This window comes from Sulfurimonas sp. HSL-1656 (assembly GCF_039645585.1).
GTDB classification, from domain to species: domain Bacteria; phylum Campylobacterota; class Campylobacteria; order Campylobacterales; family Sulfurimonadaceae; genus Thiomicrolovo; species Thiomicrolovo subterrani.
On sequence record NZ_CP147915.1, the window covers coordinates 2,142,386 to 2,164,899 of the forward strand.

15 protein-coding genes, 2 tRNA genes and 3 rRNA genes are annotated in these 22,514 nt (G+C 54.0%); 3 read left to right on the top strand and 17 right to left on the bottom strand.

What is annotated here, in order from left to right:
* Positions 1-9: 9 nt before the first annotated feature.
* The 7 genes from aat to WCX49_RS11125 all read right to left on the bottom strand — a co-directional run bounded on the left by aat (position 10) and on the right by WCX49_RS11125 (position 8,656).
* The gene (gene aat / locus WCX49_RS11095; RefSeq protein WP_345985155.1) at positions 10-681 is read right to left on the bottom strand and encodes a leucyl/phenylalanyl-tRNA--protein transferase; all 672 of its coding nucleotides are present in this window, start codon (positions 679-681) and stop codon (positions 10-12) included.
* A complete protein-coding gene (clpA, locus tag WCX49_RS11100) occupies positions 678-2,882 on the bottom strand; it encodes an ATP-dependent Clp protease ATP-binding subunit ClpA (protein ID WP_345985156.1) in 2,205 nt (734 codons plus the stop codon). The genes aat and clpA overlap by 4 nt, the downstream gene beginning before the upstream one ends.
* Positions 2,882-3,181, bottom strand: a complete 300-nt coding sequence (gene clpS / locus WCX49_RS11105) for an ATP-dependent Clp protease adapter ClpS (RefSeq protein ID WP_345985157.1) — start codon at positions 3,179-3,181, stop codon at positions 2,882-2,884. Before clpS ends, clpA begins: the two co-directional genes overlap by 1 nt.
* 165 nt (positions 3,182-3,346) lie before the next feature.
* The gene (locus tag WCX49_RS11110) at positions 3,347-4,060 is read right to left on the bottom strand and encodes a Rieske 2Fe-2S domain-containing protein (protein ID WP_345985158.1); all 714 of its coding nucleotides are present in this window, start codon (positions 4,058-4,060) and stop codon (positions 3,347-3,349) included.
* Positions 4,061-4,070: 10 nt separating this feature from the next.
* Complete coding sequence (locus WCX49_RS11115; protein WP_345985159.1) at positions 4,071-5,435, bottom strand: FAD-dependent oxidoreductase; 1,365 nt, start codon at positions 5,433-5,435, stop codon at positions 4,071-4,073.
* Positions 5,436-5,621: 186 nt separating this feature from the next.
* On the bottom strand, positions 5,622-7,298 hold the full coding sequence (locus tag WCX49_RS11120) for an SUMF1/EgtB/PvdO family nonheme iron enzyme (protein WP_345985160.1): 1,677 nt from the start codon (positions 7,296-7,298) through the stop codon (positions 5,622-5,624).
* Positions 7,299-7,420: 122 nt separating this feature from the next.
* On the bottom strand, positions 7,421-8,656 hold the full coding sequence (locus WCX49_RS11125; RefSeq protein WP_345985161.1) for an aminotransferase class I/II-fold pyridoxal phosphate-dependent enzyme: 1,236 nt from the start codon (positions 8,654-8,656) through the stop codon (positions 7,421-7,423).
* A gap of 54 nt (positions 8,657-8,710) precedes the next feature.
* On the opposite strand from WCX49_RS11125, the gene bioD reads away from it, so the two are divergent.
* From bioD to WCX49_RS11140, 3 genes are read left to right on the top strand one after another with little or no spacing between them, the layout of a single operon-like run.
* On the top strand, positions 8,711-9,352 hold the full coding sequence (gene bioD, locus WCX49_RS11130; protein ID WP_345985162.1) for a dethiobiotin synthase: 642 nt from the start codon (positions 8,711-8,713) through the stop codon (positions 9,350-9,352).
* Positions 9,353-9,375: 23 nt separating this feature from the next.
* Positions 9,376-10,257, top strand: a complete 882-nt coding sequence (locus WCX49_RS11135; protein ID WP_345985163.1) for an aspartate carbamoyltransferase catalytic subunit — start codon at positions 9,376-9,378, stop codon at positions 10,255-10,257.
* Positions 10,244-11,176, top strand: a complete 933-nt coding sequence (locus WCX49_RS11140; protein ID WP_345985164.1) for an aminodeoxychorismate synthase component I — start codon at positions 10,244-10,246, stop codon at positions 11,174-11,176. Before WCX49_RS11135 ends, WCX49_RS11140 begins: the two co-directional genes overlap by 14 nt.
* A 112-nt stretch (positions 11,177-11,288) precedes the next feature.
* Here the strand turns inward: WCX49_RS11140 and rrf are convergent.
* From rrf to WCX49_RS11190, 10 genes are all read right to left on the bottom strand, one after another.
* Positions 11,289-11,404, bottom strand: a 5S ribosomal RNA gene (gene rrf, locus WCX49_RS11145).
* A 163-nt stretch (positions 11,405-11,567) separates the two neighbouring features.
* Positions 11,568-14,433: ribosomal RNA gene (locus WCX49_RS11150) — 23S ribosomal RNA — on the bottom strand.
* Positions 14,434-14,622: 189 nt separating this feature from the next.
* A tRNA-Ala gene (locus WCX49_RS11155) sits at positions 14,623-14,698 on the bottom strand.
* Positions 14,699-14,710: 12 nt separating this feature from the next.
* Positions 14,711-14,787 (bottom strand) — tRNA-Ile (locus WCX49_RS11160).
* Between the two features lie 127 nt (positions 14,788-14,914).
* Positions 14,915-16,417, bottom strand: a 16S ribosomal RNA gene (locus WCX49_RS11165).
* The 16S, 23S and 5S rRNA genes sit together here with 2 tRNA genes alongside, the layout of an rRNA operon.
* A gap of 330 nt (positions 16,418-16,747) precedes the next feature.
* Positions 16,748-17,353, bottom strand: a complete 606-nt coding sequence (locus WCX49_RS11170) for a type II secretion system protein (protein ID WP_345985165.1) — start codon at positions 17,351-17,353, stop codon at positions 16,748-16,750.
* A gap of 163 nt (positions 17,354-17,516) precedes the next feature.
* Positions 17,517-19,334, bottom strand: a complete 1,818-nt coding sequence (locus WCX49_RS11175; RefSeq protein WP_345985166.1) for a citrate/2-methylcitrate synthase — start codon at positions 19,332-19,334, stop codon at positions 17,517-17,519.
* Between the two features lie 10 nt (positions 19,335-19,344).
* Positions 19,345-20,664, bottom strand: coding sequence for an ATP citrate lyase citrate-binding domain-containing protein (locus WCX49_RS11180; RefSeq protein WP_345985167.1), 1,320 nt, complete (start codon positions 20,662-20,664; stop codon positions 19,345-19,347).
* Positions 20,665-20,750: 86 nt separating this feature from the next.
* Entirely contained in the window at positions 20,751-21,944 is a 1,194-nt protein-coding gene (locus WCX49_RS11185) for a hypothetical protein (RefSeq protein ID WP_345985168.1), read from the bottom strand.
* The gene (locus tag WCX49_RS11190) at positions 21,941-22,510 is read right to left on the bottom strand and encodes an aminodeoxychorismate/anthranilate synthase component II (RefSeq protein WP_345985169.1); all 570 of its coding nucleotides are present in this window, start codon (positions 22,508-22,510) and stop codon (positions 21,941-21,943) included. Before WCX49_RS11190 ends, WCX49_RS11185 begins: the two co-directional genes overlap by 4 nt.
* Positions 22,511-22,514 lie beyond the last annotated feature (4 nt).

Sequence of the window (22,514 nt, forward strand, 5' to 3'; positions counted from 1 at the left end):
CCACTCCTTTTACGCTTGCATGAAACCCATTATACCTTTATCGCGCAGCTGTTCGAGACGCATCAGGAAGTAGTCGCGGCTTACTTCGATCGCGCCGAGGCTTTTGAGATGCTCCGTCGGTACCTGGGCATCGATCATTTCAAACCCGCGCGCCTTCAGATGCTCCACCAGGGCGGCAAATGCGGCCTTCGAGGCATCGCTGACATGGGCGAACATCGATTCGCCGCAGAACATCCCACCGACCTCGACACCGTAAAGTCCGCCGACAAGCCGTCCCTCCTGCCACGCCTCCACAGAGTGCGCATGCCCCATGGCATGCAGCACCTCATAGGCCTCGACCATCTCCGGCAGAATCCAACTCCCCTCCTGCCCCGGGCGCGGCGTCGTCGCGCAGGCCCGGACCACGTCGCCGAAGGCCGTATTGAAACGGATCTCGAAATGTTTCAGCCGTTTTCGCAGGGAGCGGCGCAGTACGAAGTCCTCAAGGTTGAGTATAAAGCGGGGATCGGGGGACCACCACAAAATGGGGTCGCCTTTGCTGTACCAGGGGAAAATACCGCTGCGGTAGGCCAGCAGCAGCCGCGAGGGGGAGAGGTCGCCTCCGAAGGCGACAATACCGGACTCGTCGGCATCTCTCGGGTCGGGAAATGCCAGTTCGTAGCGGATCTGCTGCGGGATCACACCGCCGCCTCTTCCTCCGCATGCTCGTCGTACGTGAAAACGATCTCGTTTTTGTAATCGACGTGGACCTTTCCGCCCGCCTTCAGGCGGCCGAACAGCATCTCATTTGTGAGGGGATCTTTGATCTTCTCCTGAATGATACGCCCGAGCGGGCGCGCACCCATTGCTTTGTCATAGCCCATCTCAGCGAGATAACCGCGGGCCTTCTCGCCCAGGGTGATCGAAATGCCCTTCGGCGCCAGCTGCGAATTGAGCTCGACGATGAACTTGTCGACGATTCCCTCCACGATCTCGCGGTCCAGCGGTGCGAATTCGATAACGGCGTCGAGGCGGTTGCGGAACTCCGGCGTAAAGAAGGCCTTGAGCGCTTCGCCGCGGGCAAGGCTGCTGTCGGCATTGAAGCCCATGACGCTGCGCTCCGTCGCGCCGACATTGGAGGTCATGATGAGGATGACGTTCTTGAAGTTCGCCTTGTAGCCGTTGTTGTCCGTCAGCGTCGCATTGTCCATCACCTGGAGCAGCACGTTGATCAGCTCCGGGTGGGCCTTTTCGATCTCATCGAGCAGCAGCACCGTGTAGGGGTGCTTGCGGATCGCTTCGGTGAGCAGACCGCCCTGCTCATAGCCGACATAGCCCGGAGGCGCACCGACCAGTCTAGAGAGCGCATGCTTCTCCATGTACTCACTCATGTCGAAGCGCTCGAAATGGACCCCCAGCGTCTCCGCCAGGGACTTGGCCAGTTCGGTTTTCCCGACGCCCGTCGGGCCGGCGAAGAGGAACGACGCGATCGGCCGCTCTTCGGGATTGAGCCCGGCGCGGCTGCGTTTGATCGCCAGAGCGACCTTCTCGACCGCCGTATCCTGACCGATTACCCTGCTACGAAGGTCGCGCTCGAGGTGTTCGAGCCGCAGGGTGTCGTCTTCACAGACCTGCGAGGTCGGGATCCCTGTCATCTTCGCGATGACGTTTTCGATGTCAAGCGCCTCCACGACGTTACGGTCATGTTTTTTCAGATGGAACGATGCACCGGCCTCGTCGATAAGGTCGATCGCCACATCGGGCAGAAAGCGGTCAGAGATATACTTCTTCGCCAGCGTGACCGCCACTTCGAGCGCCTTGTCCTCGTAGGTGAGTTTGTGGTGCTTCTCGTACTTCGGACGCAGCCCTCTGAGAATCTCGATGCTCTCGGCCTGGCTCGGCTCGTCCACATCGATCTTGGCAAAGCGGCGGCTCAGCGCGCGGTCTTTTTCAAACACGTTGCGGTACTCGGCATAGGTCGTTGCCCCCATACACTTCATCGCCCCCGACGCGAGGGCCGGTTTGAGCTGGTTGGAAGCGTCCATGCTGCCGCCGTTGACGGCACCGGCGCCGACGAGCGTATGGATCTCGTCGATGAACATGATGGCGTTCTTGTGCGCCGTCACCTCATCGATCACCCCTTTGAGACGTTTTTCGAAGTCACCGCGGTATTTCGTGCCCGCCAGCATCGCGCCGAGGTCCAGGGCGTAGACAGGGGCCTCTTCGAGCAGTTCGGGGACCTCCCCGTCCGCAATGCGCAGCGCCAGGCCCTCGGCGATGGCCGTTTTGCCGACGCCGGGTTCGCCAACGAGCAGGGGGTTGTTCTTTTTGCGACGGCAGAGCGTCTGCACGACCCGCTCGATCTCGTCCTGGCGCCCGATAACCGGGTCGATGCGTCCGGCACGGGCCTGCGCCACCAGTTCCACCGTGTACTTCTCGAGGTAGCTCTCTTCCGCGTCCGACACGGACTGGGGCTGCACATCCTTGTGCGAGATCACCTCCAGGACGTCGACACGGTTGATATCGCTCTCGAGCAGGACCTGGCAGGCGTAGGTGTGCTTCTCTTCATAGATCGCCGCCACGAGGTCGCCGACTTCCGCCTGCTGCTTCTGCGCACTCTGGATATGGCGGATCATCTGGTCGATCATCCGCGAGAGCGCGACCGTCTCGAAGGGTTCCTGGGTTACGTCTTCGGGGAGGGGCTCCATCGTCATGGAGAGGTAACGGCTCACCATGGCACGCATGGACGCGACGTCGCCGCCGCACTCGCGGATAATCGCGATCCCCTCTTTGGAACCGAGCAGGGCATAAAAGACATGCTCGATCGTCAGGTATTCATGCCGCTGATCCTTGGCATACAGCAGCGCTTTTTGAAAGACGGCATTAAGTTCGGCACTGATCATTACGCTTCCTCCATCGTTGCCTTGAGCGGATACCCATGCTCCCGCGCCAGACGGCTGACCTGCATCACTTTGGTCTCTGCCACCTCATAGGTGTAGACACCGCAGATCCCGCGGTCCTGGCGATGGATGTCGAGCATGATCTGCTCCGCTTCCTGATAACTCTTGTGAAAAATACTCATCAAAACCTCGACGACGAAATCCATAGACGTGTAATCGTCGTTGAGCAAAATCACTTTATATTGTCCCGGTTCCTTGAGCAGCAGTTCACCCTCAAGTTCAAGCTCTCTTTTCGTACTCAAACATTGTCCTTAACACGTGCATTCCACTGCTTCTGCAGTGCAAAATGCATAAAACAGTCTTGTTCATTACTAACGTCAGTTAGATTAGCAGGGATTGTGTAAGCAACGACTTAAAAATGAAGATTAACGGCAGAGGCCCCGAAAAGGCCTGCCGTCCGGAGTGTATCAGAGTTTGACGATGTCGCGGGTATAGTCGCGCATGGGCACCGTGACGGCATGTTCGCCCACCTTAGCTTTTGCCTGGCGCTTGCTGCCGAACTGCTCTTTGAGCTCGCGGCGGAAGCTTTGAAAAAATTCGTGGAACTTATCTTTGCCCAGCACGCCCACCGCCCAGAGGGTGTTGTCGCTGCCGACTTCAAGCACGATGGCCGCCAGCGGCTGCGGCGCCTTGCCCTCCTTGACGCGGCAGCCGTTGCCCGTATCGTAGACCGAGGTATGCCCGTCGCAGACGATATCGCCCTCAAAACGTTCGCCCGGATTGCGGAAGGTGATAAAACTGTCGTTTTTATTGATGTGCGTCAGCTGGTGCGGGCAGATGCCGCTGAAGGCGACGATCGTCCCCCCGCTTCCGACACCACCTTTCCAGATGTACTCGTTCCCGAACTCATCCGTCAGTGTGACATCCTTTGCCGCCGGTTTCGGCATTTTGACCAGCAGGCAGCTCGTGCCAGCATAGGGGTAGTTGAAGACATAGTTTTCACCTGTTTTCAGGGCATCGGCCTTCAGCGGTGCGCCGCTGTTGTCAACGAGCTGCACCCTGGCATAACGTTTGTAGAGCGACCCGTCCTTGGCCATCAGCGTCTGGCCGATCGTCGAGGGGTCGATCGCAATCACGGCACCGGTGGCACCGACCACTTTTAAAAAATTTCTGCGTTCCATTCCTCTTCTCCTATGCGTTGAACATGTCGCGGTACATACCCTTGGCCCATTCCATGAGCCCCCGACCGTTATTGATGCCGACACGGCCATCCCACGTCTCGTTGGCATAGACATTGGCAAAAGTGAAACGCTTGGCCTTGGCATCATAGGCGTAGGCGGCATTGATCGAGATGGCCAGAACCGGGTCGCTGGAAACGGCCGAGTAGCAGATCGTCAACGGGGACTCCCACGGTGTTTCGCCCCCGCCGTTGATCTTGGCGGCGATGCGCTTGGCGATATAGACCCCTTCCGTATTGGCCGTATTGCCGGATTTGCTAAAGCCCATCGGACGGACGTCACCGGCGCAGTAGATCTCCGGATGGCCGTTGGCTTCATAGGTCAGCACGTTGATGTCCGCTTCCATCTTGTTGAAGATACTGTCCTTTGCTACCCCGGCAACTTCCAGGATCTTGCCCCCGCGCACATGCGGATAGAACGCCGCATCCGCGAAGGGGATGACATCGTCGTATTCGGTCGTGATCTCTTTTTTGTCCAGATCGAACGCCGTGATCTTCGTACCGGGCATATACTCGATGTAATTCTTGTAGAGCTTTTCGAAAGCGGAGTGGAAGCCCTCGGCCTTGATCGTGACATCTTCGTTCTCATCGATCAGTATCACCTTGCCCTCGATCCCCTCTTTTTTGAAATAATCGGCGATCAGGCAGGCACGCTCGTAGGGAGCGGGAAGGCAGCGGTAGTTGCCGCCGGGTACCGTCAGGATAAAGTTGCCCTCTTCGAAGTCCAGCACCTTGCTCCGCAGGGAAAGGTGTTCCGACCCCGGTTTGAAACCGGCCGGATACTCCGTCCGCAGCCGGCATTCCAGCGCCGGGTCTTTCGTCCACCCGGAATAGTCGTAATCGACCCCCGGTGCCAGCACAAGATAGTCATAGGAAAGATCGCCGTCGCTTGTCATCACAACCCGCTTGGTCTTGTTCACTCCGACAACGGTCGCGTTGAAAAAGGTATAGCCGTTTTCCCGTGCAGCCTGCAGGTAGTCATGCATCAAAAAGTCCAGTTCGACGGCATCCACCAGCCAGAGGTTGCTGACCGGGCAGGACATGAACTCGCTGCGCTGCTCGACCAGAACCACATCCGCATTCGGCGCATATTTCTTGACGTATTTGGCTACCGTCAGGCCCGACCAGCCTCCGCCGACAACGACCACCCTCGGCGCATCGGTTTTGGGCAGCGGGGCCTGGGTACCGATCCCGACGCTTCCCTTGTTTTCGGCCTCACCCTCTTCCGGCGACAGCCCCATTTGCGAACACCCCGCGGTCCCCACCGCTACGGCGGCGACTCCGGACAGCTTGAGCAACTCTCTTCGTGACAATCCCATGCTTCTCTCCTTACAAAGTATGATGGCATTCTTAACCGTTTCCGGTAACGCCCCATTGTCACTTCTTCAACCTTAAAAAACAGATAAACTATTATTGAAAGTAATATATTACATTTATAGTATTATATTTTGTTCAAATATATTTATTTTAATTATTGTTGTTTTTGAGAGGGTTGTCAGACGGCTTCAGGACTCGAGAATAAGCCTGAACCCGACCGTTTCGCTGCGGTATGTAGGGATGTTGGAATCGCGGTAGGAGGGTGAAAGCCCCTCATCCTGGCTCTTGATGGAGCCGCCGCGGATGATTTTCATGGCGTCATTGTCCGAACCTGTTTTCTCCGCTTTGGTCGGGGCGCCCTTGTAATCGGCGGTTGCACCGTCCAGACACCACTCCGCCACGTTCCCGGCCATATCGAAGAGGCCGAAGGCGTTGGGCTGCAGCAAGCCGCGCGAATGCACGAAGCCGTGTGCGTTGGTCGCCATCCAGGCATACTGGGCGGCATTGGCAGCACTGTCTCCCCACGTATAGAGCGTATCACTTCCGGCACGGGCGGCATACTCCCACTCCGCCTCTGTCGGCAGGCGATACGTTTTGCCGGTGACCTTGCTCAGCCAGGCGGCGTAGGCCATCGCCTCTTCCCAACTCACAAATGCCACTGCGGCACTCTCGTTTTTGAGCAGTTTTTTCTTGCGGTACTTCGTCCCCGTTGCTTTCAAAAAGGCACTGTACTCCAGATTGCTGACTTCATAGGTACTCATTTTCAGACCGGCCTGGACCGTGACCATATGGACGGGCTTACTGTTGTCGAAACGGTCCGAACCCATCAGGTAGATCCCCTCCGGGATGGCCACCATCTCCGTAGGCTCATAATAGAGCGGTGCCGCATCCGCATTCTCGGTTCCGTTCGAGAGCGCCTTCTGCTCTGCTTTGAGGCGTGCCAGTTCCGCCTGCTGCACTTTGAGCTCGGCTTCCACCTTCTCAAGTTCCTTGTTCTTGGCGCTATCTGCAGCAGCGCTTTTTTCCTTGGCCTTGAGGGCATTGATCCGGCCTGTAGCTGTCTGGGTGTATGCAGAGTTGGGGTAGGCGATCAGAAAGGCTTCATACCCGACGACACTGTTTTTGGTCTCCGCGCGCTGCCACGCTTTGTCCGCAGGGGTCAACAGTTTGGACGGGACATTGAAATAGAAATCGGCAGCGGCGATCCGGGAGTGGACACCCGCTTTGGAGAGTTTGTCGGCCAGACTGTCCATATCGTCATGGCCGTTCCCCACGGCCCCCGTCACGTGGCCGAAGAGCGGTGAACTTGCCGCCTTGCCGTTCCAGCGTACCATGGAATCGGCCTCTTTGACATCCTTGATCGCGTCAAGAATCAGTTCGCCGTCGGTCGTATTGGGTTTGCCACTGTAGGCGAAAGCATCCACGAGTCCGATGCTGACACGGGGGGTGTGGCGCTGGAGTTTCTGCAGCAGAAAGTCGAAACTGACTGCCGAAAGACGCAGCTGCGGCAGCCCTTCCAGCTTCATGCGCGCCGGCAGGATCCATGCCTGCGAATCGTGGACGATCATCCGTCCGCTGTAGACAAGCGTGACGATAGCGTTCGGAGTGAGCTCCTTGTCAAAGCTACGGAAGGTCTTAATGAGTTCCGCGCGGTCAAGGTTGAAAGCCGTTACCGTCTTGAAGCCCTTTGATTTCAAAAACGACGCCAGCGCCTGGGCGGATGCCACTGCCTTGTCATCACCCGTCTCGGTGACGAGCCCGTTCGCGATCACCAAAGCGTAACGCTTCTCGCTCTTCATCTGCTCTACGGTGGCGGAAAAGAGCAAAGAGGCACCCAGGAACAAAAAGAGGAAAAAAATACGCATCATAAGCCTTGCAGGAATATCAAATGCTTATATTATCTTTTCCTTAAGCTTACAATCTAATTAAATCTAACAACACATGTCCACTAACGACATTTGTGATACTCTTGCCGCACTTTAGAGTGTCACTCTGCCGCGGTAATGAAATCCCGGATAAGATCATCGGGGTTTTCCAGCCCGATCGATACGCGGATCAGCCCCGGTGTAATCCCGAGGAATGCCCGTTCATTGTCGCCGAAATCACTATAGATCGTCGACGCCATATGCAGCGCCAGGGTACGACTGTCGCCGATGTTGGCCGTGATCGTCACGAGTTTCGTTTTACGCAGAAAGGCATAGGCGGCCTCCGCACTGCCCATATCGATCGTCAGCAGGGGGCCGGTCCCGTTTGCAAACTGTGTCGTGTACCGGTCATGGTGGGGATGATCCCTCAGCACCGGGTGATTAACGTTCAGACCGGCCTCTTTGAGGGCGTGTGCGACCGTTTCGACACTCTCGACGATCCGGTTCAGACGCAGCGGAAGCGTCTCGAGGCCCAGCAGCGTCAGATAGCTGTTGAACGCCGACGGGCTCATGCCGAAGTCACGCATCGCCCGTTTTTTGCCGACCGCGACAAGGGCCATCGCCCCCATTTTGTCGATGAACTTGTGGATCGACGCATAGCGTGACGTTTTGAATTTGTCTTTGCCTTCGCTGATGGCACGGAAGACAGCGGCACCGCCGAGGGCCGAAGCGTTCCCTGCGATCAGTTTCGTCGTCGAATAGACAACGATATCCGCACCGAGTTTGAGCGGCTGAATGCTCAGCGGCGTCACGGTATTATCGACCATCAGGGCGATCCCGTGGGCGTCGGCGATGGCCGCAACGGCCTGAAGGTCCGGCAGCCGCATGTTCGGGTTACCGACACTCTCGAGGAAAATCAGCTTCGTCTTCGCATTGATAACGGATTCCACCTCTTCGAGGGCATCAACATCAAAAAAAGCGGTGCGGATACCGAAGCGTTTCAGGGTCTCCTCAAAAAAGGAGTATGTCCCCCCGAAGAGTCCGCCGATGCTGATGATCTCGTCCCCGCTCTCCAGCAGCGACATCACGGCCAGGGTCGTTGCGCCCATGCCCGAACTTGTCGCAATAGCGCCGACGCCCCCTTCCATCTGTGCCAGGAGGCCCTCAAGTTTGCCGGATGTCGGGTTACCCACCCGGGCGTACAGCGGTTTTTTGACGCTGCCGTCGAAAATCCCCTCTGCCGTCTCCGGGTCCCCGTATGCAAAGGCCGCCGAGTTGGCGATGACGGGTGATATGGCCCCCTCTTTCGCTCCCGTTCCCTGCACGAACTGTGTCGTAAACGCTTCAAAACGATTCATTGCTTTAAACCTGTTGATTGTAGAATTGGCACATTATAGCTGAAAGAGGTTTAGGTGGCGCAACACATTTTTATCACAGCGACCAATACGGAGATAGGCAAAACTTATACGACTCGGAAGCTGATGCACGCACTGAGCGCGCGTGGGCTGCGCATCGGCGTGATCAAGCCGATTGAAACCGGTGTTCAGAACCTCCCCGAAGACGGCACCCTGCTGCTGCAGGACCTCAAGCAGCTCAATCCCCAGGCGTGGGCGCTCGACATCGACGATATCGTTCCCGTGCAATTTGCCTTGCCGGCCGCCCCCTATGTCGCCAGAGGGGACACACCCATCGACTGGGACGCCATCGACCGTGCCGTCGAGGCGATGGACGCGATCTGCGATGTCTGCCTGATCGAAGGGGCCGGCGGACTTCTCGTACCCGTTGATGCCGAAACGGATATGATCGACCTGATTCCCCGCTACCGTGCCAAGGCACTGCTCGTTGCCCACTGCCGTCTGGGCGGCATCAACGACCTGCGTCTCAGCCTCGAAGCGCTCGAACGGCGCGGCATCGCATCCGAATGGGTATTGAATTGCCGGGAAGGCGATATGGGCTTCGATGAGACGTCCCGCCCCTGGTTCGATACGGCCGCACCCGGATGGCACCGTCTCGAAGACGATATTGAGCAACTTTGCGACGCGCTTTTGCTATAATTCTCCAAAAATAAAGAGGGTCTATGCAGCATCTCATCCGTACCGACGACTTCAGCACAGAAGAGATTCTCTCCCTTTACAACGATGCGGATCTCTATGCACAGGGCGGTTTTCACCGTATTCTGCAGGACCGCATCATCATCACCCTCTTTTTTGAAAACTCGACACGGACCCGCAGCTCCTTCGAAATTGCGGCCAAGCGACTCGGTGCGGAAGTCGTCCACCTCGATGTCGGCAAAAGCTCCACGAAAAAAGGGGAGACCCTTGTCGATACGGCCATGAACCTAGATGCCATGGGGCCGGATGCCATTATCGTCCGCCATGCCAATGCCGGGGTCCCGAAAATACTCTCCAACCATACCCGTGCCGCCATCATCAATGCAGGCGACGGGGCCCACGCCCACCCCACACAGGCCCTGCTCGACCTCTATACCCTGCGCAAACATTTCGGGGACGTCAACGGTAAGCGTATCGCCATCGTCGGTGATATCAAGAACTCGCGGGTCGCAAACTCCAATATCGAGCTACTGCAGCGCTTCGGTATGAAGGTCACCCTTGTCAGCCCGCCGCAATTCATGCCGCAGACCGAACTTCCTTCCACCTACCACCTGCATGACGTGATGGACGATGTCGACGTCATCATGAGCCTACGTACCCAGACGGAGCGCCACTCCCAGCCCAGTTACGCTTCGCTGCAGGATTATGCCAGCGACTTCTGTATCACCAAAGAGCTGGTCGGCGACCGCGACATCATCATCCTGCATCCAGGGCCGGTACACCGCAATATCGATATCGATGACGACCTTCTGGCCGATCCCCGCTGCAAAGTCCTTGAACAGGTCTCAAACGGTGTTTCCGTACGTATGGCCGTGCTCAAAAAACTGATCCTTGATGGCAACCGCTAGTCTCAATTCCCTCTGCGCAGTCGCCACGCCTTTCTTTTTTCTATCCGACTTCGAAGGGAAAAGTCTCACCTGCTATCCCCTGGATACCCTGTCGGATGAAGACATCGAATTTTCTTTTCATGCCTCAGGCACGCCACATGCTTCTACGCTGGATAAAAAGCCTGTTGATTTTGAGACCTACAAAGCAAAATTGGACAACGTACAGGAGTACATTCGTTGCGGAGAGACCTATCTCCTCAACCTGACCCAGCCTACACCTATCAAATGCACTGAAACGCTCCATACAATCTACCAGAAGGCCAATGCCCCTTTCAAAATTCGCTTCAAAAATAAGTTCGTCTGCTTTTCTCCGGAAAAATTTATTGAAATCATTGATGACAAGATCTATACCTATCCAATGAAAGGCACCATTGACGCATCTCTTCGTGATGCTGAAGCAACAATCCTTGGCGATGAAAAAGAGATGGCGGAGCACCTGATGGTCGTCGACCTCCTGCGTAACGACCTTGGCATTGTGGCATCCAATATACGTGTCGAAAAGTTCCGCTATATCGACAGGATCAAAGCCGGAGCAAAAGAGCTACTGCAGGTTAGCTCGCAGATATCCGGACAGTTGGAAAACACATGGCCTACCCGCATCGAAGAGATCCTGCGATCCCTTTTGCCTGCGGGAAGTATAAGCGGTACACCGAAAAAACGAACCGTAGAGATTATCAAAGAGATTGAAGGGTACGAACGCGGTTATTTTACAGGGGTATTCGGCTATTTTGACGGCAAAAACCTCTATAGTGCCGTATCCATCCGCTATATCGAACAGACATCGAATGGACTGGTCTACAAGAGCGGCGGCGGGATAACAATCGACAGTGATGCGAAAAAAGAGTATGAGGAACTGATCGACAAGATCTATATTCCCTAGAGCACAGTAGCAGAGATAGAAATAGGCTAATGCAGTTGATGCCAAGTGATTGATTAGAAGTAAGGTATTTGATGATTGATTGTAAATTGTAAGTAGAAGGATAAATCCGAGAACCAGGCGGCGACCTACGTTCCCAACCCTGCAAGGGTCAGTATTATCAGCGATGAGAGGCTTAGCTTCCGGGTTCGGAATGGGGCCGGGCGTTTCCCTCTCTCTATAGCCACCTGGACAATCGGATCGAAAAGCTTCGAGAAGCTCTTGGATCCGACTGCGTGTCGGTTATGTATGTTTTATGCTAAGGGTTAGCATAAAATATGATTGTTAAAGTCAACGGTTGCAACTACAGCTATTACAGCTCATACTGAGTAAGGCAGTAAGACACTAATTTTAGGGAAAAAAGACGAACGGACTATTAGTACTGGTCAGCTAAACAGATTGCTCTGCGTACACACCCAGCCTATCAAGCATGTAGTCTTCATGCGTCCTTCAGGGAGAGTTCATCTTGGAGTTGGCTTCCCGCTTAGATGCTTTCAGCGGTTATCACATCCGAACGTAGCTACCCGGCGGTGCCCTTGGCAGGACAACCGGTGCACCAGTGGTTCGTCCAACCCGGTCCTCTCGTACTAGGGTCAGCTCTCCTCAACTCTCCTACGCCCACGGAAGATAGGGACCGAACTGTCTCACGACGTTCTGAACCCAGCTCGCGTACCGCTTTAAATGGCGAACAGCCATACCCTTGGGACCTGCTCCAGCCCCAGGATGCGATGAGCCGACATCGAGGTGCCAAACCTCCCCGTCGATGTGAGCTCTTGGGGGAGATCAGCCTGTTATCCCCGGCGTACCTTTTATCCTTTGAGCGATGGCCCTTCCACACAGAACCACCGGATCACTATGACCGTCTTTCGACTCTGCTCGACGTGTATGTCTCACAGTCAGGCTGGCTTATGCCATTATACTCTACGATGGATTTCCAACCCATCTGAGCCAACCTTTGTAAGCCTCCGTTACTTTTTAGGAGGCGACCGCCCCAGTCAAACTACCCACCAGACATTGTCCTGACAGAGGATAACTCTGCGCAGTTAGCTATCAGAATATTCAAGGGTGGTATCTCAAGGGTGCCTCATTAGCAACTGGCGTCACTAAATCAACGGCTCCCACCTATCCTGCACATGAATATCCCAATAGCAGTGTCAAGCTATAGTAAAGGTGCACGGGGTCTTTCCGTCTTTCCGCGGGTAGGAGGAATTTTCACCTCCACTACAATTTCACTGGATCCCTGGTTGAGACAGCTCCCATCTCGTTACGCCATTCATGCAGGTCGGTATTTAACCGACAAGGAATTTCGCTACCTTAGGACCGTTATAGTTACGGCCGCCGTTTACTCGTGCTTCAATTCACCGCTTCGCAAAGCTAACGGATCCTTTTAACATTCGAGCACCGGGCAGGCGTCACACCCTATACATCCACTTACGTGTTGGCAGAGTGCTGTGTTTTTGGTAAACAGTCGGGAGGGACTCTTTGCTGCGACCCGCTTCCGCTCCACCCGCAGGGGTTTCACGTACAACGGGCACACCTTATTCCGAAGTTACGGTGCTAGTTTGCAGAGTTCCTTAACCAGGGTTCTTCCACGCGCCTTAGAATACTCATCTCACCCACCTGTGTCGGTTTACGGTACGGGCGACTGTAGATATGCTTAGAAACTTTTCTCGGCACGACGGCATCAACGATTCTGTTTCTGCTCCGAAGAGCGTCGACAGCCTGTCAGATCTCGGTCTCATGTAAGGCGGATTTGCCTACCTTACAACCTACATCCTTCGAGCCACTATTCCATCAGTGACCTCGTTTAGCCCTATGCGTCCTTCCATCACGCTCTACAGTCGGTATCGGAATATTAACCGATTTGCCATCGTCTACCCCTTTCGGACTCGACTTAGGTCCCGACTAACCCTACGATGACGAGCATCGCGTAGGAAACCTTGGGTTTACGGCGAAGCAGATTCTCACTGCTTTTATCGCTACTCATGCCTGCATGCTCACTTCCATCCGCTCCAGCACTCCTTGCCGGTATACCTTCAACGCTGAATGGAACGCTCTCCTACCACTTAGTAAAACTAAGTCTAGAGCTTCGGTGTACATCTTAGCCCCGTTATATTTTCGGCGCAGAATCGCTAGACCAGTGAGCTGTTACGCTTTCTTTAAAGGATGGCTGCTTCTAAGCCAACCTCCTGGTTGTTTCAGCAACTCCACATCCTTTTCCACTTAGATGTAACTTAGGGACCTTAGCTGCTAGTCTGGGTTGTTCCCCTCTCGACGATTGATTTTATCACCCACCGCCTGACTCCCGAGGTTACACATACAGTATTCGGAGTTTGATAGGGTTTGGTACCGCGGTGAGCAGCCCTAGCCCTGTCAGTGCTCTACCCCTGTATGCTAATGCTCGAGGCTATACCTAAATATATTTCGGAGAGAACCAGCTATCACTGAGTTTGATTGGCCTTTCACCCCTATCCACAAGTCATCCGGGGGCTTTTCAACGCCCATCGGTTCGGTCCTCCACCGGCTCTTACACCGGCTTCAACCTGCTCATGGATAGATCACTCAGTTTCGGGTCTGCAGCATCTGACTAATCGCCCTATTAAGACTCGCTTTCGCTACGGCTTCGCGTTCGCTTAACCTTGCCAGATACCACAACTCGCAGGCTCATTATGCAAAAGGCAGTCCGTCACCCCTCATAAAGAATGGGGCTCCGAATGATTGTAAGCTATAGGTTTCAGGTTCTATTTCACTCCGTTCACCACGGTTCTTTTCACCTTTCCCTCACGGTACTGGTTCGCTATCGGTCTGGTAGTAGTATTTAGCCTTGGAGGGTGGTCCCCCCATGTTCAGTCAAGATAACACGTGTCCCGACCTACTCGAATAACATGTAGATAGTTTTCGCTTACAGGGCTATCACCTTCTATGGCTCCTCTTTCCAAAGGATTCTGCTAACACACTACACGCTTTAGGGCTAGTCCCATTTCGCTCGCCGCTACTCTGGGAATCTCGGTTGATTTCTTTTCCTCAAGGTACTGAGATGTTTCACTTCCCTTGGTTCGCTCCCCGCAGGGTGACATGACTCGCGCCATGCCGGGTTGCCCCATTCGGAAATCCCCGGATCAAAGCTTCTTGGCAGCTCCCCGAGGCTTATCGCAGCCTAGTACGTCCTTCATCGCCTCTACCAGCCTAGGCATCCACCTATAGCTCTTAATATCTTTATTCTAATTAGCGCTTACTGCCTTACTCAATATGAATAAGACTGTAATATTTAATTGTAGTTGCAATACTTACGAAGTAATCTTCATAAATATTTGTTGACTTTAACAATGATAATTCAATGAACGTTTTAGACTCTTATACACTAAGAAGTCTAATATGAATACTTCATCAAGTACTCGTATTAGGCTTCGTGGTGGAGAATAGCGGGATCGAACCGCTGACCTCCTGCGTGCAAAGCAGGCGCTCTCCCAGCTGAGCTAATTCCCCACATAGTGATCCTGGTGGGCCTAGGAGGACTTGAACCTCCGACCTCACCCTTATCAGGGGTGCACTCTAACCAGCTGAGCTATAGGCCCCTTCTCGGCATTTCTAATTCAATAGAACATAGATCACTGAAAACTAAGCAAGCAAGCGGACAGACACAATCTGAAATGTGAGATTTTCTCTTCGGGCCACCAAACGAATGGTGCCCGGTTACTCTAGAAAGGAGGTGATCCAACCGCAGGTTCTCCTACGGTTACCTTGTTACGACTTCACCCCAGTCGCTGATTCCACCGTAAGCGGTAGCTACTTTAGCTTCCCGATTTCGGGTGAAATCAACTCCCATGGTGTGACGGGCGGTGAGTACAAGACCCGGGAACGTATTCACCGTAGCTTAGCTGATCTACGATTACTAGTGATTCCAGCTTCATGCACTCGAGTTGCAGAGTACAATCCGAACTGAGAGACGCTTTATGAGATTGGCTCCACCTCGCGGTATCGCAACTCTCTGTACGTCCCATTGTAGCACGTGTGTAGCCCTGGCCGTAAGGGCCATGATGACTTGACGTCGTCCTCACCTTCCTCCTCCTTGCGAAGGCAGTCTCCTTAGAGTGCCCAGCCGAACTGCTGGCAACTAAGGACGAGGGTTGCGCTCGTTGCGGGACTTAACCCAACATCTCACGACACGAGCTGACGACAGCCGTGCAGCACCTGTTTTCAAGCTCCAGTAAACTGGCACTTCCGTATCTCTACAGAATTCTATCAATGTCAAGGCCAGGTAAGGTTCTTCGTGTATCTTCGAATTAAACCACATGCTCCACCACTTGTGCGGGTCCCCGTCTATTCCTTTGAGTTTTAATCTTGCGACCGTACTCCCCAGGCGGAATGCTTAATCTGTTAAGTGCATCACCGAAGTAACGAGTACCCCGACGACTAGCATTCATCGTTTAGGGCGTGGACTACCAGGGTATCTAATCCTGTTTGCTCCCCACGCTTTCACGCCTCAGCGTCAGTTATGTCCCAGCAGATCGCCTTCGCTTTCGGTATTCCTAGTGATATCTACGGATTTTACCCCTACACCACTAATTCCATCTGCCCCTTCCATACTCTAGGTTCCCAGTTTCAAGTGCAGTTCAATGGTTGAGCCATTGGATTTCACACCTGACTTAAAAACCCGCCTACGCGTCCTTTACGCCCAGTGATTCCGAGTAACGCTTGCTCCCTCCGTATTACCGCGGCTGCTGGCACGGAGTTAGCCGGAGCTTATTCATTAGGTACCGTCATTTTCTTCCCTAATAAAAGGAGTTTACACACCGAAATGCGTCATCCTCCACGCGGCGTTGCTGCATCAGGGTTTCCCCCATTGTGCAATATTCCTCACTGCTGCCTCCCGTAGGAGTCTGGTCCGTGTCTCAGTACCAGTGTGGCGGATCATCCTCTCAAACCCGCTATGTGTCATCGCCTTGGTGAGCTCTTACCTCACCAACAAGCTGATACAATATAGGCCGATCCCATAGCGAAAAACTTTCCCTGCGAACAGGAGTATCCGGTATTAATCACCGTTTCCAGTGGCTATCCCAGACTATGGGGCACGTAACCTATACATTACTCACCCGTGCGCCACTCGTCAGCAATAGTGCAAGCACTATCCTGCTACCGTTCGACTTGCATGTGTTAAGCACGCCGCCAGCGTTCACTCTGAGCCAGGATCAAACTCTCCATAATTGAAAAGACGCTTCATAAATGAAGCGATTACTGATCCAGCCCAAGATATAAAATCATTGGCTGTATAGTGTCTATCACTATAAATAGTAATAGACGGTTAAATTGTGTCTTATCTAAGTAAGACTTCCAGACCTTGTCTGTCCATCCCACTTGCTTAGTTTTCAATGATCTCAAACTTTCGCGATCTTCAACCCGAAGTCCCGCTAGATAGGCCTCTTTTCGATGCCTCTCATCGTTTGTGGACGGGAATTATAGGGGATTTCAAAAGCAATGTCAAGAGGTTTTTGCGGAAATTTTCATTTTTTTTCGAAATTCCGAAAATACACTCTTTTACAGTGCAGTTCCGTCAATATTTGCCACTTTGACAAAGCCCGTTTCTTTGGTCACCAGAACATCCGCACTGTGTCCGTCGCTTGTGGTCAAATGGACGGTACAATCATTTGCCAGCAGGTTCATCGTATTGCCACTGATCTGTCCGACTCTGCCCAGGTGATCAAAAGCCAGATTCTTTATACCCGCGGAGGATGTCGCCACCCCACATACCGTCACTGCATTAATGCCGAAGCTTTTCCACAACAATACATCATCATTTGTCCCATTACAGGATGATCCACCGAACAGACCTTTTTTGGTCATTGGATCGACTGCCATTTCACTACTTGCCGGAGTCCCTCCGTTACCATCCCGGTCTGCATGGATCTGGTAGCATTCGCCGCTTGTACCATTCACAAAGGTGATTCGCCAGTTTGTCTCTCTCCAGTCCACACCTGCAGGTGCATCATTAAAACGGTCTTCAACCATTGCATGGTGTTGTGTCAGTCTGATATGTCTGGCAACCTGGTAAGCAGCTTCTGCAATGTTATCTCGCTCCATACGTGGAATAAACACCGCTGCCAGTATTCCGGCGACAACAATAACGAAGACCAGTTCGATCATTGTAAAAGCAGATTTTCTCATTGAGGTTCCTATCTTTATTTGGATGATAGGTCATTATAACATAAGAAAACAGAAGCGGGGATGGTGAAGATTGTGGGAAGAAATCCGGGGAAGTGCGCGTTGCGCTTCCCCGGAGGCATTACATTTTGTCGAACGGTGCTTTTTAGAGCTCTTCCGCTTTTTCGACGTTGTAAAGAATGTCGTCCATCGGGTGGCGGTACATCGGCATCCCGAGACGTTTTTCGTCCAGGATATGACCGATGAAGCCAATCGAGCGGCCGACCACGAAGAATGCGTTAAGCGCACCCGCGTCGATGAAGCCGTCGATTTCCTCTTCGGAGTAGCCGAGCGCACGCCACATGTCGACCATAAGAATACCGATCGTACCGTCGACGTTCAGGATCAGGTTATCCTTCTTGGACGTCGTCAGCTTCTCGACTTCAAGAGCGAAGTCAAGCAGCGGAGTCGCCGGGAAGTTTTCTGCCGCAAACTTCTTCAGACCGGAAACGCGCAGGTCCGGGTTACGGACGGACTTGATACGGTGACCGATACCGGAGATCGTTTTGCCCTCTTTTTTCATGTAGGCGATGAATTCTGCCGGGCTCATACCGTTATCGTTCGCATACTTGAAGTAGCGCGCCGCGTCATCGATCGCACCGCCGAAACGCGGTCCGATAGTCAGAAGACCAGTGACCAGCGCAGAGATAACGTCTTTGCCGGCACGCGCAGTGACTTTCGCGTTGTGTGCACCGGAAACCGCCGGGCCGTGGTCTGCAACAGTTTTCATGACGGTTTCGATGTAGTCCGTCGCCCATTTCGGGTAGCGTTTCTTGAACCACAGCAGTGAAACAACGTCACCGATGCCGAAACCGGTATCCGGCGTTGCGACAGAGCTGATCGGGTAGCCTGCGTACGTCGCTTCGTCACCGCGGTCGTCAGAGATCGTACAGATGAACTCTTTCTTGCGGCGGACTTTCGGTACTTCGCGCAGTGCAGGCTCTTCGATTTCGCCGATGACGCCTTCTGCTTTCAGTTTTGTATAGACTTCATTGATCTTCGCCGGAAGATCGTTGAAAGATTCCGGTACATAGATACCGGCTTCTGCCATTGCCGCATTTTTCGCTGCTGCCGTTTCGGCATCGGCATTTGCGGATGCACCCGCATGACCGAACTGAACGCCGGAGCTGAAGTGCTTCGCGATCGTACCGATACACCATGCGATGATCGGTTTTGTGATCTTGCCGGACTTGACCGCTTCGATCACTTTGTACTCTTCCGTACCACCGACTTCACCGAGCAGGATCATGTATTTGACCTGCGGGTTGTTCTGCATACGCAGGAGGTTGTCGATGAAGACGGAACCGACGAAACGGTCACCACCGATCGCAACACCCTCCGCAATACCGTCGGCATTGATGGAAATAATGTTGGAAAGCTCGTTGAACAGACCGCCGGAACGTGTGACAAGGCCACAGGAACCTGCACGGTGCAGTTTAGAGTTGATGATGTTCTCGATCGTACCGCCGACGTTGGCGATTTTAAATGCGCCCGGTGCGATACCGCCGACCGTCGCAGGTCCGATAACCGTAACACCTGCGTCACGTGCAGCCTGGTTCATGCCGCGGGCCAGACGCTCCGGGATACCTTCGGCCGTAACCATGATCGTTTTGAACTGGCCCTTGAGACCGATCGCTTCCATCGTGACGTCATACGCCGTACGGAAAGAGGCGAAGTTCAGCAGGACGTCTGCGTTCGGGAACGCGCTCGCCGCATCGGTCGTGTTGCGGTAAACCGGGACCATAATTTCGTCCGGCCCGTAGAAGAACTTCTCGAATTTATTGCTGGAAGTCGGTGCGACGATCGCCGCGACTGACGGTGTTGCACGATTGATGACATAGTCATAGTCCAGCATACGCTGGATCGCGCTTGCGTTGTTATTCCAGAAAATTGCCTGTGTGTCTTTTGTAAACAGTGCACCCATTCTTCTCTCCTTACTTCTCAAGTGCCATACGCACGATATCGGTTACGTGTGTTTCCGGCCCATAGACTTCGATATACAGGCCAAGACGGTCTGCCGCTTCTTTAATGTCTTTGAGACCTTTCTCGTAGTTCGGTCCGCCGCGGCGTACATAGATACGCGTGTTGTGTTCTTTCATCTTATCCGCATACTCTTCGAACGACTGGATAATACCCGTGAAGGTCTTCGCAACGTCGGTAAAGTTTGCAATCGCACCGCCGATGATGAGGATCTTGTCACGGCCCTGGGCATCTTTGTGACGTGTCATCAGGTCAAGGAGTGTGTCGGCGTAGAACTTCGTTTCACCCGTTGTCGGACCACCGGAGTATTCTCCGTAGTTCGCGAGGTCTTTGACGTCGCCGGAGAGGTCGGCAATGGTGTCCGCGTAAACGACGGACGCACCGCCGCCCGCAACCATCGTCCAGATACGGCCGAGCGGGTTGAGGATCGTCAGTTTCAGGGAAGCACCGGATTTCGCATCGGCTTCAGCAACCGCTTTCTCTTCCGGGGACTGGTCTTCCATACCGAATGCCGTCGGGTACTCTGCATCGCACCATGCGTCACCCATCATGAAGCCTGCTGTATCGTCCAGGCGTGCAACGAGGTCAAGAATGGCCATTTCGTTGTTGGCGAGCATGACGATCGGGTTGATTTCAAGGTAAGCAAAGTTCAGGTCACGGTAGAACTTGAAGAATGCGATCGCGAAAGAGGTGAAAGACTCTTTGTTTGCAGCCGGAATATCCGCAGGAACGTTAGCACGGACGGCATGCTCCATATCCGCATCGCTCATGTTGATCGGGATGTGGACCTCGTTGACCTTCTCGTCCCAGCCCTCTTCGACTTCCATACCGCCCTCTGCGGACATGTAAAGGACGTCGTCTTCGCCGACGGTCGTTGCGGAGATATAGTACTCCTGCTCCTGCGTATGCGGTGTGAACGGCTCGACGACGAAGTGCGTCAGGCGTCCGTGCTGACCGGAAAGCAGCGTGACGTCATGGGACATCTTCTCATCGATCCATGCCGCTGCATCTGCCAGGGTAACGTCACCCGGCTTGTTCGTCTTGAAGAGAACGAGATCGTTTTTACCGCGTTTACCGAACAGCATATCCGGCTTCGCGACGAGCGGCTCCTGCTTCAGCCACTCAAAACCGTGCTCCTCGGCTTTCGCTTTCAGTTCCGCACCGCTGGTGACAAGAACTGATTTGAATCCATAGTGAAAACCGCTGAAATATTTTTCCCAGTGGCGGGCAAAGATGGCTTTACCGTCGTATTCACGAATCGCTCTTTGAGCCATTTCAACTCCTTGAAAATCTTTTGGTTTGGATTATATCACGGATGATCTCTCACCCCTGCTTGAGACTTTCCCGGGAGGTCGTGGAATTAATTTTTGAGTAATTTAGTAACATAAAAAGTCGCTACCGGCACATTATAGTAACGAATTGTTACACTTTTGTGTCCCGGGAGCCTTTCAGAGCGGATGACCGTCTCTTCGCACTCTCCGATCCCGTAGAAACGCAGACGCAGCTGCATGGCCCGGTTCTTCGGGAGCGTCGCACAGAAGATATTGCGCGCTTTGAGCGCTTCTGCCAGCTCCTTGGCAATGTGCGTGCGGTAGGCAAAATAGTGCGACGGCTCATCGATAAAAAGGTACGCCGCTTTATTAAAGAAAACGGCACCCGCATTCACGACCAGCAGTGCCATCGCCAGCGTAAACAGCAGCCGGTAACGTTTACGGAAGGGCCGGAGTCTGACCCGGTAGGAGTGATAAAAAGTCTGCATGCCCAGCGGAAGGGCCACCATCATAAAGGGGGCAAACTGCTCGATCTCGATACGCTGCCTGAAAGAGAGCAGCAGGGAGAGCACCAGGGCCGACGTCGCGATGGCCAGGAGAAGGTCCAGCTGCCCCGTCACGTAACGGCGGTAGAGCACGTAGACCAGGTAGACGAAGACGACAGGGGAAAAGACCGCCGCATATAGCCCCATCATATCGAGGAACTGGTTCTGCGGCACGCCCCCCGTATTGAAACCCAAGGCCCATACGGTGACAACGGACAACAGAAGATAGGCACCGACGAAGCGGTAGCGTTTCGCATGGAATGCCTGCAGTGCCAGTGCCATGAACAGCAGGGTAAAGGCTACATCGCATAGCGCCAGCAGCGGGAGGAGCAGATCCGCCCTCCTCCCAAACCGCTGTTCCAGGTAAAGGTAGAAGAAAAGGCCCAGGGTCACCAGCGCAGCATTATCCACCAGCAGCGAAGAGCTGATCACACCCGGCAGCAGCAGGAAAACGGCGACAAGCCAGACCCGTTCCCTGCCGTGTTTACCGTAGGGCTTTGCCACCTTGTAAAGCAGCAGTGCGCTTGCCAGGTTCATCAGGATCATCGGCAGGCGCAGCGCCACGTCATTCTGACCGAAGAGGGCAATCGACCCCTGAATGATCCGTGTCATGACGGACGGTTCGTAGTCGTAGAGCAGTTTGGCGCCGTGGTAGGTCAGAGAGAGGGAGGAGGCCTCAAATAGCAGGATGGCCGCATCGATCCCGAGCAGGAGAAAGAGCGCCAGACGTGGGGTCATAGTTTGAGAAAGTTGTCCAGTATCTCGTGCCCGAACTCGCTCATGATCGATTCGGGGTGGAACTGCACGCCGTAGATGGGCTTGTCTTTGATCTGCAGTGCCATGATCTCATGGTCGTCCTGGCTGTAGGCTGTCGGCACGATCGTCTCGGGCAGGCCCGCTTTTTCGACGATCAGGGAGTGGTAACGGGTGGCCGTAAAAAACTCCGGAAGGTGCTTGAAGATCGCGCAGCCGGTCTCGCACTCCATCACCGACGTCTTACCGTGCATCATTTTTGCTGCGCGCACGACGTTCCCGCCGAAAACCTGCGCGATACTCTGATGCCCAAGGCAGATACCGAGGATCGGTACCTCATCTTTGAAATAGTCGATGACGGCCAGGCTCACCCCCGCTTCATCCGGGGTTGCCGGGCCCGGTGAGATGATAATCTTCTCCGGCTGGAGCGCCGCGATCTCCTCCACCGTCATCTCGTCGTTCCGGATGACTTTCAGGTCCGCGCCGAGTTCAAGGCAGTATTGCACGATGTTGTACGTAAAACTGTCGTAATTGTCGATCATTAATACCATGCGA